Origin of the sequence: Chitinophaga sp. (assembly GCF_035761305.1) — a bacterium.
Lineage (GTDB): Bacteria > Bacteroidota > Bacteroidia > Chitinophagales > Chitinophagaceae > Chitinophaga.
This window is the reverse complement of the sequence record NZ_DASTRI010000002.1, coordinates 53,523-66,906: the sequence shown is the minus strand read 5'-3', so window position 1 is coordinate 66,906 and position 13,384 is coordinate 53,523. Positions and strand designations below refer to the sequence as shown.

Genomic DNA, 13,384 nt, shown 5'->3' with positions numbered 1-13,384 from the left:
ATAAAAATGGGCAGCTTTGATATAGTACATTGATTTGTAACTGTTTAACCCTGTGGCACCCCGCTTGCAACATCTAGGCAAAATACAAAACACTAAACACATCTTATTTTTTCACCCCTGCCTGTATTGGCAACTAAAAGTTATATCATGAAAATAGTAGTAATTGGCGGCACCGGGCTTATAGGCTCCAAAACAGTGAACAAGCTTCGCCAGCTTGGCCATGAAGTAATTGCAGCATCTCCTGCTTCCGGCGTGAACACCATTACCGGGGAAGGGCTTGCGGAAGTAATGACCGGTGCAGATGTAGTGATTGATGTAGCCAACTCTCCCTCTTTTGAAGACAAAGCAGTAATGGAGTTCTTTGAAACTTCCGGCACCAACCTGCTGGCGGCAGAAGGAAATGCAGGCGTTAAGCACCACATTGCTTTGTCGATAGTAGGTACGGAACGGCTGCAGGATAGTGGTTATATGCGTGCAAAAGCAGCGCAGGAAAATTTGATCCGGCGCTCGGGCATTCCTTTTTCCATTATACACTCTACGCAATTTTTTGAGTTCCTGGGTGGTATTGCCAATTCTTCTGTTAAAGATGGCGCTGTTCATTTGCCGCCCGCCCTTTTTCAGCCCATTGCTTCAGATGATGTAGCGGCAGCAGTAGCGGATGTTGCCGTGGGCGCGCCGCTTAACGGCATTATAGAAATTGCCGGCCCCGAAAAGGTGGGTATGAGCACTATGGTGCAGCGCTATTTAAACAAAATGAATGATCCCCGCACCGTAGTACCGGATGAACATGCCCGCTACTTTGGCGCCGGGCTGAATGACGAATCACTGGTGCCCGGCCCCGGCGCCCGCATTGGCAAAATTAATTTTGAAACATGGTTTGCCGGCCAGCTGGCAAAAGCATAAGCGGAAAACATGCAGCAAGTCAATAACCAATCACCCTTCACAGTAAAACAACAAAAAAAATGCAGGAATTCCTTTTAGTGATCTACAGGGATCTTACCAGCAGCAGCCCGAAACCTACTCCGGAACAGATGAAAGAAGCAATGAAACCCTACCAGGAATGGATAGCCGGCATTGCCGCCCAGGACCGGCTGGCGGCGCCTCCCAGGCGGTGGGACGTTAACGGGCGCGTGATTAAATACGAGCAAACGAAACACCATGTGTACAACGGCCCTTATGCCGAAGGAAAGGAATCTATCGGAAGCCTGCTCCTGATAAAGGCTAAAGATTATGACGATGCAGTGGAGATCGCAAAAGGCTGCCCCATTATTAAATACGGGGCTATTGTGGAGGTGCGTATGGCGCTTACCGCAGCCTGAACGCATTACTGAAAGAATATAAAATGTAAAATTTTAAATACTAAATGTAAAAGTAAATGCCGCGAAACCAGGTACATTATCCTGTTAGCGGCATTTTACTTTTACATTTTACATTTATGATTTTACATTCTTTTGCATTAAAGCAGGCTTTTTATATAAAATGCAATGGGCATTGATGCAAATGCCAGCGGGATAATCACCGCAAAAAGCCATATGCCCGTGGCCTGTATAACCGGCGTATATTTTTTATGTACCAGCCCCGCCGTGCGGAAAGCGCTTTGAAAGCCGTGGTACATGTGGTAGGCAACCGCCGCCATAGCTACAAGGTACAACAGTGAGTACCACCACAGGCTAAAGCTTTGGGTTACTATTACGTACAGGTCTTTTACACGTACAATCTCGGTATCATTTACTGTAGATACCGAATACTCAAAATTTGGAGCAACCGGTTTGTAAACAGCAGATGTAATGTTGCCAGTTAACAGGTCTTTCCGGTATTCCCGGTAAGTGCCTGCCGTGAATTTATACCGTCCCCAGAAATTGCTCATATGTATTACCAGGAACAGGAAAATAATGCTGCCCAGCAATCCCATATTCAGCGATGCCCATTTAACAGGGGCTTTGGAGGCAACCGCGTATTTCACAGGACGTGCCTGCCGGTTCTTCACGGTTAGCATCAAAGCATACCAGGCATGTACCAGTATGGATATATACAACGCATACGATATAATTTCAACCGGGATAAAGTGCGTCATGAAATGCGCATAAATATTAAAGGTATAGCCGTCGTCCCCGGCAAACAATGTAAGGTTGCCCCCGAGATGTACAATAAGGAAAAGGCAAAGGAACAAGCCGGTCATTGACATAATGAGCTTCCGGCCGATGGTAGATTGAAAGAATTGCTTGAAATTAGTCACAGTAACATGGTTTAAAATATCATAAATAATAAGCCAGCTCCGGCGGAAGCTGGCCATTCCAGGCAGGCAGGCGATTGGCAACGGCTTACCGTTTCTTTGGCCGGAAAACCATCCTGAGGGCCTGGTCCCTGGTAGAATAAGCCACTGCCCAGTTATAAAGTGTTTTTATTTTATTGTTATAGTTAACAAGGGAAAGCACATGTATAAAAAGCCAGCCCAGTAAACCCAGCAGGCCGCCCAAATGTACTTTGTGCTTGAAAAGATCGGCTACGGCAAACTGCCGGCCTATAATGGCCATGTCGCCACGGTCAAAATATTTGAATGGTTTGGGCGCCTTGCCTTTTGCCATGCGCAGCAGGTTCTTTGCCAGGGTTTTGCCCTGCTGAATGGCAGGCTGCGCCAGCTGCGGGTGGCCATTGGGGTACAGGGGGTCTGTGAATTGTATGCTGATGTCGCCAATGGCGTAAATGTCCGAATAACCCTGCACGCGGTTCAGCGCATCGGTGATCATGCGGTTGCCTTTGCCAATGCTTGCGGGCGCAATGCCTTCAAAAGAGTTGGCAATAACCCCTGCTGCCCATATGAGGTTCTTTGTTTCAATGATACTGCCGTCGGACAGGTGCACCTGGTTATCATTAAAGCTTTTGACCAGGGTATGCAGCTTTACATGCACGCCCAGTTTTTCCAGCGCTTTATAAGCAGCAGCATGTGTTTTGCTGCTCATTGGCGCCAGCAGGTGAGGGGCGGCATCAATCACATATATTTCCACTGCGGCATCTTTAAGGTCGGGGTAGTCGTTGGCCAGTATGTACTTCTTCATTTCGGCAAGCATGCCGGCTATTTCCACACCGGTAGGGCCGCCGCCCGCGATCACCACGGTCAGCAGCCGTTGCCGTTCGGCAGGGTCCTGCACCAGTGACGCCCGTTCCATGGTTTTAATAAACTCATTGCGCATATACAACGCATCGTCCATATCTTTCAGGGAAAAAGCCTGTTGCCGCAGGCTTTCATTCCCGAAAAAATTGGTTTGGGCGCCGGCGGCAAAAACCAGCACATCATAAGGCAGCTCCCCGCCATCGCTCAGGTAAAGTTTTTTCGCAGCGGTATCTACCTTTAACAAAGCAGCCATCCGGAAAGTAATGTCTTTTCTGCGGAACAGCTTCCGGAAGGGATAGCTGATATTGGAGGGCTCCAGGAAGCTGGTGGCTACCTGGTACAGCAGCGGCGTAAAATAATTATAGTTGTTCTTGTCCACTACCGTTACGGTATAATACCCGTTGCGGTACAGGTGCTTAACGAAATTAAACCCTGCAAAGCCGCCCCCGATCACAACAACATGCTTTTTATTTGCTTTACTTGTTTTCATGATAAATGATTTTATTGGGCACACCTGCGGCAGGCCGGCATCCGGTAGCCGGCAGGCCGGCCATTAACAGGTGTGCGTATTGACAGCTTTTCATACTGGCCGCCTCAGCCAAATTGCCCTACGCGGTAGGTGCCTACGACCTGCGGCATTGGAAAAGCGATATTGAAGCGGTTCCAGGAGTTGATGGTGGTAATAGCCAGCGTAAGGTCAACCAGCTCCTCATCAGAAAATTGTTCTTTTGCCATAGCATAGGTATCATCCGGCACGTGGCAGGCTGTAACTGCTTCCGCCCAGGCCAGCGCAGCCCTTTCCCGGTCTGTATAGTACGGTGTTTCACGCCAGGCGCTTAAGCCATATAAACGTTGCTCCGTTTCTCCATGGGCCCGGGCGTCTTTTGAATGCATATCCAGGCAGTAAGCACAGCCGTTGATCTGTGATACGCGAAAGAAAACCAGCTCCTGCAGCTTTGCCTCTACAGGGGATTTCTTGAGATATGCACCGGTGTGAAAGAGTGTTTTTATGGCGTTAGGCCCTTTTTCATAAAAATTAATTCTCTGTTCCATTGTATATAAGTTTTGCTTTTTAATTACAAGACAACCGGATTGCTGTTATTGGACAAACCCGGGGCACTTTTTTTATAAATTATACCAGTATATCGTTCTCCGCCTTCAGCGGAAGGGGCAATGCGTTCTCGCCCAGCATTTCCCGCAGATCAATTTCAATGTCCCGGCATATTTGTGATATGGGCACATCATTGGCGCTGCCTTCAAAGGGATTTTCAGTGCTTTCGCCTACCTGTTCCAATGAAGTGTACATCCAGGATATGAGCACGCTGAAGGGTATTACCAGCCATATCATATGGCCTTTCATAAGGCCGGTGATGCTGTTATTCAGCTTGTCGAACTCCGCCAGCATGCCAAATGGAAGCAGGAAGCAGAATATCCGTACAAAAATGGTATTGATGACAGCATACTGCCGGGGATATGGCGTGTTTTTAACCGACTCGCATTGCGTTTGCTGGTTACAAAAGTTGTTAACGGCCCGTTGCATTTCAAGGAGCAGGGCCGGCGCCATTTCCTCACGGTCGCTGACTTCCTTTATAGTGCGGCTTTGCAGGGCCAGCAACTGGGACGCTTTATTACGGGTGCTTAGAATATAGGTCAGCTCTTCCTGCGGTAAATATTTCGCCAGCTCCACCTCCAGCGCTGTGAGCCGCTCGGGAATGTGGTAAAACTGCTGGTATTCCGCATTATGGCGCTGATCGGCCACTTCCCATACCCGCTCTTCCCGCATTTGATAGCGCAGCGCTGTTAACCAGGCAAAATGCCGGTAAAACAACATCCGGGTTTTGTGCGTATCGTGCAGGTAATCGCAACACATAATACCCCAGGCTTTGCTGCTGCCGGCAATGTTGGTCCAGATGGCGTGCGCATCCCAGGTACGGCTGTATGTTTGCGTGTTTTTAAAGCCCACGATAAAAGCCGTGGCCGTACCTAACAGCGATACTACCGTCCAGGGAACGGCTACCCATGTTATGCCAAGAAGATGGTAGAGGAGCACAGGTACGGTGCCCAGTATCACCAGTACATATATTTTTCGTCTTGTCCATACAAGGAAGTCAGATAATTTATAAGATTTGCCAATATGCATATGACGGTTATTTTATTGCTTCTTCAGAGGGTTCATCCAGTGAGCTGAAATCATCCAGGAATTCGCATCCCTCGTTGTTGTCTTCCTCATGTATTGGTTCCAATGAGGTTTGTACCAGTGTTACGGGGTGCTGTACCGGTTTGTTCATAAACAGGCGGTTAAAGATTTGGGTAAGTGCTGACATATGTTTTGCAGTTTTAGGTTGAAATGAATGTTCATGGTTACACAGTACAATTTGCAACCGCCATGCCATGGGGTTAACTGGCTGGTTATTAAATGTTTGAATGGATTTGCAGTAACGCGGTTTTCACGATATATCGTGAGTGAACGAAATTTCCGCTATATAAAGTGGAAGCGCTGCGGCCGCCTTTCACACCCCGGGGTTATATCAAACTGTCTAAATCGTCCCGCTATAATGTCTATATAGTACCCTGTTAAAGCCATATTTAGACAATAGTTTTGTTAAACAAAATATCAGCGATCAAAAGATATAATTCATTCACCTGAAAAAATAAAAACAATGACCAAAGAACAGCAAAAGGTAATGACAACCCGGGAAGTTGCCGCCCGGTTCCATGAACTTGCCCAACAGGAAAAATGGTTTGAGATCCAGGACGAATTTTTTGCAGAAAACGTGAAGAGCATAGACCCTCCCGGCTCCCCGTATTTTGGATATGCAGAAGGCAGGGCCGCTGTGCGCAAAAAAGGCGAAGAATTTGTGAGCAGGATAACGGCTTTGCACAGCGCGTTTACCACCGAGCCGCTCGTTGCCGCCAATCATTTTGCAGTAGGAAGAACAATAGATATAACCGTGCAGCCGCATGGCAGAATACAGATGAACCAAATAATGCTGTATGAAGTGAAAGACGGCCGGATTGTGCTGGAGCAATTTTTTTATTAGGCGAAAAGCAGGCTACGTAGTTTTCACGCCAGCTCCTGCATGATCGCCTGCTGCAAATGCACTGCCCAAAGCTGCCGGGCGTTGTAAAGGCCGCCGCCGTATAATGCCCCTTTCAAAGCGGCGGCGCTGGCGTGATTTTCTTTTTTTATACCTTTATAAACCGTAATTAATAAAGGGGAAATGTGAAGAAAAAAACTGCAATAGCATTGCACAAAGACGAGCTTGACAGCTTTGGGATAAGTATAAAATCAGTTCAGGCATTTAAGGAAAGCGTTAAGATCGCGCACCGGGATGACCATTATATGTTTATCCTGCAGCAGCAGGGAATGCTTGGGCTGGAAATAGATTTCAGTGAAGTGAGATTAAAAGGCGCTTCATTATGCTTTGTAACGCCGGGGCAGGTACACCGTTACGTAAAACAGCAGGATAATAAGGGCTGGTTTATTTTTGCCGATGTGAGCCTGGTGCCCGAACAGTACCGTGAAATTTTTGATGCTTATGAACACGTTCGCCAGGTGGTGGCTGCAGATGCAGACGATGTTGTTTTTAAGAGCGTACCTATACTTGGGCAGCTGCTGACCGGGGAGCAAAGTGTATTAACTGCGGCCATTGTAGCCAGCCAGGTAAGCGCAATGCTGGGAATAATCGCCTCAAAAATAATACAGCCCCAAACACCGGAACATACCATTAACGGGCAGCGTTACCATATTGTAAACCGGTTCAAGCAACTGGTCCGGAACAACTATAAAGCTGTTAAACAGGTGCAGCAATATGCAGCGCAGCTTAACATTACCCCGCTTTACCTGAATGAAGTGGTGAAGGAAATAACCGGTTTCCCGGCCAGCCACTGGATCCGGCAGGAGATACTGCTGGAAGCGAAACGTTTGTTATACCACTCCATGCTGGACGTAAAGGAGATCGCCTATGAACTGGGGTATGAAGATCATGCCTACTTTTCCCGCTTCTTTAAAAAAAACACCGGGATAACAGCGCTGGCGTTCAGGACTAAAAACCATTAGATGTCCAATCATAGGCGTTAGATAGCCTCCATACACGCGCGGCCGCCCCGCTACTTTTGTACCCAGATCTTAAAAAATGAGTACAAGTATGCAATACCAGGTTTTACAGGAAGAACAAAAAGGTTTTTATGCGCTGATACTACCCGTAGTATTTGCGGTGTTCAGCATTTTTCTTACAATGGGCATTGGCTTCGGCGTTTTGCCCCAATTTGTACATGCACAATTAGGCTATGGCGCCATTATCGTTGGCCTGGTCATAGGCGTGCAGGATATAACGGCATTGTGCACACGCTCAATGGCCGGCAGCAATACAGATACCAAAGGCGCCAAATCAAGCGTGATAAAAGGTGTTGTATGGGCGGTTGCTTCAGGGCTGGTGTATATGCTTGCCGGACTGTTTGCCGGCATGCCGCTTTTATCTTTAGTGCTGCTGGTAATAGCGAGAATTATGCATGGCCTTAGCGAGAGCTATCTTATTACGGGAGCGCTTACCTGGGGTATTGGTTTGGCCGGCGTGCAGCGTTCGGGTAAGGTGATGGCCTGGGTAGGTATTTCCCTGTTTGCAGGTATTGGCCTGGGCGCGCCGCTGGGCGATGTGATGAATACGCACTGGGGCATACCGGCAGCTTTTGCCCTGATCACTTTATTGCCGGTTATAGGCAGCCTGCCCATGCTAAAGCTGCCATCTGTTACAACTTCCGCTAAAAAGAGGGAAGTGCCTTTTTTCAAGGTAATCGCCGCCATCTGGACACAAGGCGCTTCACTGGCGCTGTCTGCCATTGGTTATGGTTGCATTTCCTCCTTCATAGCGTTGTTTTTTGTATCGCAGCATTGGGGTGAGGCATCGCTGGCGTTTACAGCATTTGCCGCTACGTTTATTTTAACCCGCCTGTTCTTTGCTTCTTTCCCGGATAAATACGGGGGCTATATGGTGGGCGCGGTTTCCCTGGTTATTGAATTTGCGGGGCAGCTATTATTATGGCTGGCTGTTTCCAAAACAATGGCGCTGGCAGGTTGCGCATTAACCGGTATGGGTTTTTCCCTGATGTTCCCGGCAATGGGAGTGGAGGCGGTGAAAAAAGTGAAGCCTGAAATGCGGGGCAGCGCAATGGGCGCTTATACGGCGTTTACCGATCTGGCGCTTGGTATTACAGGCCCTGTTGCGGGCCTGATTGCCAGCTGCTTTAGCTACCAGGCCATCTATTTATTCGGAACATTATGTTGTGTGCTTTCCTTGCTGCTGATAATGAAGCCGGCGGGGAAGAATGTAAAATCATAAATGTAAAACGAATACACCCCCGGCACCAGGGCATCGAACAATCCCCGGTGTGTAGGCTCCCAGCCTAAGCCCCGTCCGATTGCATGTTTCAAACCCAATGCTCATGTATTATCCGATTTGCCTGTCTGGTCAAATATAAATATAAAGTGGGTTGCCAGGGCAGCCAGCAAAGAGGCCGGTCCAAAAGAAGACCGGCCTCAAAGCTTTTTACTTTTACTAACTAACACCTGTTAATATCCAGGGTTCTTTTTCAGGTTTGCATTAACGGCCAGCTGCTGGCTGGGGATCGGGAATATCAGGTTCCGCGGATCATCCGTAGGTTTTTCCTGCCAGGGCTGCAGGAACTTGCCAAAGCGGATGAGGTCCAAACGCCGGGAGCTTTCCCAGTAAAATTCGCGTCCTCTTTCATCCAGCAATTGATCCAATGTTACGGAAGCCATGGGTGTTGCGCCGCGGGCTGCCCGCACCTGGTTCACCAGCGGTAATGCGCCGCCTGCATTGCCCTGGCGCAGCAGGGCTTCGGCCTTCATCAGCAGCACATCGGGGTAGCGGTAGTACACAAAGTCATTGTCTACTTTACCGTTGCCGTCGTTCACATAATCGGGGCTGTATTTCAGCACGCGGATGCCGGTTACTTCCAGGTTGGCGCCGGTTTCAATGCTGCTCACTTCCGGCGTAAACACCAGGGGGGCGCCGGTTCTGTCCTGCAGCGGCTCATCCGTGGTAAGGTTATACTGTTGTCCTATCAGGAAGCCCACATTTACACGGTGGCCGGGGTTGGGAGGACCGCCGGCGCCGGTGGGGTAGGCTACGCCTCTTCTTACATCGCCTGCTTCAAATTTGCCGTAGAAATCCGACAGGGTGGTCCACCCGTTCCATCCCGGAGGGGATTGGTTGTAATGCATTACGGTGTGCCAGATGGCGTTTAAACCACCGGCATCCACGCCACCCTGGTTTTCTGCGGTGAAGATATTTTCTTTGGATAAGCTGCCGTTATTGGGCGAAAAATTATCAAAGTAATTAGCGCTGAAGGTGTAACGGCCGCTGGTAATGATCTCATCGGCCAGGGTTACCACCTTTGCCAGATCGGCATTATCAAAAGTTGGGGCGGCCCTGTTGGCGAATACGCCTTTGTTCAGGTAGCATTTCATCAGCAATACCCTGGCGGCATCTTTATTGGCCCGGGTAATGTTTGCTTTTGCAGTGGCTACATCTGGCAGGTTGGGCATCACTTCATTCACTTCGCTGATAATATAATCCAGCGCTTCAGGACCTGTTCTTACCCTTGCAGCCTGCGTTACTTTTTCCCCGGGATCGCGGTAAGGCACCTGGTCAAAAAGATCCAGCACGCTGAACATGGCAAAGGCCCGCAGGAACCTGGCTTCAGCCGCCTGCTGGGCGGTAGGGTTAAACTGCAGGATGTTGGTAGCCGTGTACACCACGCCGCCCAGGTTATTGAAAGCATCGCGTATGTGAATGTTATCGCCATCCCATTGGTGTGAATGTATCACGCGCCATACGCCGTTATCGTCCCAGTCGCCGCCGCGGGTAGGCGCTATCAGCTCATCGGTGCTCATTTCAGAAAGGGCAAATACCTGGTCGTTGCTTTGGTAAGGTGAGCGCATGGAATTATATACGCCTTTCAAAAGGGCTTCTGCTGAGCCGCCGCTGCTGCCTACCTGCGCATCTGTTGCCTCGCCCTTTAGCTTTTCATCCAGCTTGGTGCATCCCGTGAATAACAGGACACCGGAAGCCAGCAATAATGTTTTCATATAGTTCATATCAACAAGTTTTTTTGATTAAAGGGAAAAGTTAACACCTAGCGTAAACGTACGGGCAGAAGGATAGGGCTGGTACTCGATGCCTGCAGAGGGCACGCCGCCGGAAGTTGACATACCGGTTTTGGAGTCCGCGCCCGGGGCGCCGCTGCTCTTATCTACATTCACTTCAGGATCAAATCCTTTGAACTTGGTGATTACAAACAGGTTTTGTCCTGTTACGTAAATATTCAGCCCTTTTACCACACGGCCAATATCGCCCAGTGTGTATGACAGGGTTACGTTGGCCAGCTTCATATAATTCCCGTTTTCAATAAAGCGGGAGGAAGAGGTAACGCGGTTTGACAGCGATTCCTGCTGCGGTGCATTAAAGAACTCTTCCGCAATGTTACGCGCGCCGCGCAGGTTACTTATATTCACTACGTTGTTAAAGGTGTTGTTATAGATCTTATGCCCGAAAGCGCCGTTAAGGTTAGCAGTGAGCGTTAACTTCTTATATGCAAGCGTAGTGCTGATGCCCAGCAGCTTGGTGGGGTTGGGATTGCCCTGGTAGCTCAGGCTGTCGCCGTTGGGGTAGATGGATTGTCCGTCTTTATCCATACCGCCGTACGTCCGGGTGTAAAATGCGTTAATGGGAAGATCGTTGTAGATGATCTCCACCAGCGTACCGGAAACGCCCTGGCCGTTCAGCTGGCCGGTGTAAATAGGCGCCGCCATGCCGCTGACATTATTCTTCAGGAAGGTGGCGTTCACACCCAGGTCCCAGGTGAAAGCCTTGCCCTGAACAATGGTGGCGTTCACCATGGCTTCCACACCTTTGTTCATGATCTTGCCATCCAGGTTTTTCCAGGTTACTACCGACTGGGAAGCAGCCGGCTGTATGGCGGTAGTGGGGTACAGCAGGTCGGAGGTGGTTTTATGGAAATAGTCCACTGAGCCCGTGATCCGGTCGTGCACCAGGGCAAAGTCGAGCCCTATGTTATATTGTTTGTCTGACTGCCATTTAAGATCCGGGTTTGCGTTGGATTGCTGCGATACCGCGCCGTTGTTCTGGAAGGCCCACCTGGACTGTGAAGCGCCGGAGGGGAATTCCTGGTTGCCGGTTTTACCCCAGCCGCCGCGGAGCTTCAGGTTGGTAACAACGCCTTTGGTAAAAAAGCTTTCGTTGCTGATGTTCCAGGCAGCTGCAAAGGAGGGGAATACGCCATAGCGGTTATTTGAGCCGAATTTGGTAGAACCGTCGGCCCTTACAGTACCGGTTATCATGTAGCGGTCTTTAAGGTTCAGCGTTACCCTGCCGAAATATGACTGCAATTCTGAAACCGGGTCGGCAAAGGAAGTAATGTTACGGCCTGCGGCATTGGAGAACTGGATATAATCCGTGAGGTCAAGCCCGTAGTTGCCGAAGCCGCCTGCCTGTGCAGGCCCCAGGCCGTTCATATAAGCGCCTTTGTTGGTAAACTTCAGGTATTCATAACCTGCCAGCGCATTCAGGTGGAAATCCTGGTTGATGTCTTTATTATAGGTGAGCGTGTTGGTGAACTGCTGCATAGCCAGCTCGCCGTTGGCAATGTTGGCCCAGCCCAGCCCCGAAGGAGGGTTGGCATTAATGCCAAAGGTGTTCAGGTTAATGTTGCCGTCTACGGCCGTTCTCCTGATACCGCTGCTGTAGTTGACGCTGTACTGCATGCGGTATTCCAGGTCGTCGGTTATTTTAAAATAAGGGGAGATGCTTCCGAGAATGGTGGTTACCCTGGACCTGTCGTGGTACACCTGCGACATGGCTACGGGGTTCACGGCAGCGCTTCCCTGTTTGATGTTCAGGGTGCCGTCATCATTATACAACGGTTCTGTGGGGTTCCATTGCAGCGCCTGCCCCAAAAGGCTGTTGCCAAAGCCGGCGTCGTTGGTGATGGGCGGAATGTTTTCCTGGTATTGGTTGGCAATTACGTTCAGGTCAACGCCCAGCCGTTTGCTGTTCAGGAATTTAAAGCCTGCGTTAAAGCTGGCGGTGTATTTCTTGAAGTCGGACTTTTTCACGATGCCCTGCTGATCCAGCATGCCTGCTGAAAAACGGTATTTGGCATTTTCACTGCCGCCGCTAACGCCTACATTATAGTTCTGCGTTACGGCGGTGCGGAGTATGGCGTCGAGCGCATTCACATTGCCGCCTTTATCGTTAGCGTTGCCCAGGCCGTATTTCTGCAGTGCCTGGCGGTACTGGTTGCCGTCGAGCACATTAATGCGCCGCATGATGTTGCTGATACCAACGGAAGCGCCTATATCCAGCTTGGGTTCGCCGGCCTGTCCTCTTTTGGTGGTAATGAGCACCACGCCGTAGGCCGCCCTGGAGCCGTAAATAGCGGTAGCGGATGCGTCTTTCAACACATCTACAGAAGCGATGTCAAAGGGGTTGATAAAGTTAAGCGCATTACCTCCGGGAACGTTCCCAAGCTCAGGCACGTATAAGCCGGGCCTGGCGGAACGTCCATCCAGGGGTACCCCATCCACTACATACAGCGGCTGGCCGGTGCCGGTTAACGCGGCATTTCCCCTGATGCGTACAGTAGTGGCAGCGCCGGGCTGACCGCTGTTGGAGAGGATTTGCACGCCGGCCACCTTGCCTTGTATAAGCTGGTCAGGAGCGGTGAAAGTACCTTTATTAAAGTCCTTGGCCTGGATGGAGGCAACGGAGCCGGTGAGATCTTTTTTACGAACGGTTCCATAACCCACTACCACCACATCGGTAAGCTGGGTGCTGCTGGTTTGTAAAGTAATGTTTACGTTTGTTTTGCCGCTGATGCTCACTTCCTGGTTGGCAAAACCTACGTAGGAGATCACTAATGTAGTGGCATCCTGGGGAACATTTACTCTGAATGTACCATCAGGGCCGGTGGCTGTACCGCTGGAGGTGCCCTTAATTTGAATAGTGGCGCCTGGTATTGGATCACCTTTTTCATCTGTTACCTTGCCGGTGACAGCTCTTGTTTGTGCATTGGCCATACCTGTTATTAGCAATAATAACAAGCACAACGTACGCGCCCTGCGAAATAGAACTTTGTTCATAAGACGGATTTTATTTGTTTGTGGAATATTGACGTACAAAGCAACAACCCCGGAAAGCTGCATGAGATGAGGAGCTGTTTCCAAACGTG

The 13,384-nt window shown here is 49.7% G+C and carries 12 protein-coding genes; 5 read left to right on the top strand and 7 right to left on the bottom strand.

Annotated elements, in window-relative coordinates:
* Positions 1-147: 147 nt before the first annotated feature.
* Positions 148-903, top strand: a complete 756-nt coding sequence (locus VFS25_RS00700; RefSeq protein WP_326460185.1) for an SDR family oxidoreductase — start codon at positions 148-150, stop codon at positions 901-903.
* 59 nt (positions 904-962) lie between these two features.
* A complete protein-coding gene (locus VFS25_RS00695; protein WP_326460184.1) occupies positions 963-1,319 on the top strand; it encodes a YciI family protein in 357 nt (118 codons plus the stop codon).
* A 137-nt stretch (positions 1,320-1,456) separates the two neighbouring features.
* Here VFS25_RS00695 and VFS25_RS00690 read toward each other — a convergent pair whose 3' ends face one another.
* The 5 genes from VFS25_RS00690 to VFS25_RS00670 form a co-directional block, all read right to left on the bottom strand.
* Positions 1,457-2,236 (bottom strand): succinate dehydrogenase cytochrome b subunit, encoded by a 780-nt coding sequence (locus VFS25_RS00690; protein WP_326460183.1) that lies wholly within the window; start codon positions 2,234-2,236, stop codon positions 1,457-1,459.
* 85 nt (positions 2,237-2,321) lie between these two features.
* The gene (locus VFS25_RS00685; protein WP_326460182.1) at positions 2,322-3,602 is read right to left on the bottom strand and encodes an NAD(P)/FAD-dependent oxidoreductase; all 1,281 of its coding nucleotides are present in this window, start codon (positions 3,600-3,602) and stop codon (positions 2,322-2,324) included.
* Between the two features lie 104 nt (positions 3,603-3,706).
* Complete coding sequence (locus VFS25_RS00680; RefSeq protein WP_326460181.1) at positions 3,707-4,165, bottom strand: carboxymuconolactone decarboxylase family protein; 459 nt, start codon at positions 4,163-4,165, stop codon at positions 3,707-3,709.
* Between the two features lie 79 nt (positions 4,166-4,244).
* Complete coding sequence (locus tag VFS25_RS00675; RefSeq protein ID WP_326460180.1) at positions 4,245-5,252, bottom strand: bestrophin family protein; 1,008 nt, start codon at positions 5,250-5,252, stop codon at positions 4,245-4,247.
* Positions 5,253-5,259: 7 nt separating this feature from the next.
* Positions 5,260-5,436 (bottom strand): hypothetical protein, encoded by a 177-nt coding sequence (locus VFS25_RS00670; RefSeq protein ID WP_326460179.1) that lies wholly within the window; start codon positions 5,434-5,436, stop codon positions 5,260-5,262.
* Positions 5,437-5,772: 336 nt separating this feature from the next.
* Here VFS25_RS00670 and VFS25_RS00665 point away from each other — a divergent pair, with 336 nt between their 5' ends.
* The 3 genes from VFS25_RS00665 to VFS25_RS00655 all read left to right on the top strand — a co-directional run bounded on the left by VFS25_RS00665 (position 5,773) and on the right by VFS25_RS00655 (position 8,451).
* A complete protein-coding gene (locus tag VFS25_RS00665; protein ID WP_326460178.1) occupies positions 5,773-6,153 on the top strand; it encodes a nuclear transport factor 2 family protein in 381 nt (126 codons plus the stop codon).
* A gap of 182 nt (positions 6,154-6,335) precedes the next feature.
* Complete coding sequence (locus VFS25_RS00660) at positions 6,336-7,172, top strand: helix-turn-helix domain-containing protein (RefSeq protein WP_326460177.1); 837 nt, start codon at positions 6,336-6,338, stop codon at positions 7,170-7,172.
* Positions 7,173-7,248: 76 nt separating this feature from the next.
* Positions 7,249-8,451: an MFS transporter gene (locus VFS25_RS00655; protein ID WP_326460176.1), complete on the top strand. Its 1,203-nt coding sequence runs from the start codon at positions 7,249-7,251 to the stop codon at positions 8,449-8,451.
* 230 nt (positions 8,452-8,681) lie between these two features.
* Here the strand turns inward: VFS25_RS00655 and VFS25_RS00650 are convergent, their stop codons facing one another.
* Together VFS25_RS00650 and VFS25_RS00645 are read right to left on the bottom strand one after the other, a co-directional pair.
* On the bottom strand, positions 8,682-10,232 hold the full coding sequence (locus VFS25_RS00650) for a RagB/SusD family nutrient uptake outer membrane protein (protein WP_326460175.1): 1,551 nt from the start codon (positions 10,230-10,232) through the stop codon (positions 8,682-8,684).
* Positions 10,233-10,250: 18 nt separating this feature from the next.
* Positions 10,251-13,295: a SusC/RagA family TonB-linked outer membrane protein gene (locus VFS25_RS00645; RefSeq protein ID WP_326460174.1), complete on the bottom strand. Its 3,045-nt coding sequence runs from the start codon at positions 13,293-13,295 to the stop codon at positions 10,251-10,253.
* Positions 13,296-13,384 lie beyond the last annotated feature (89 nt).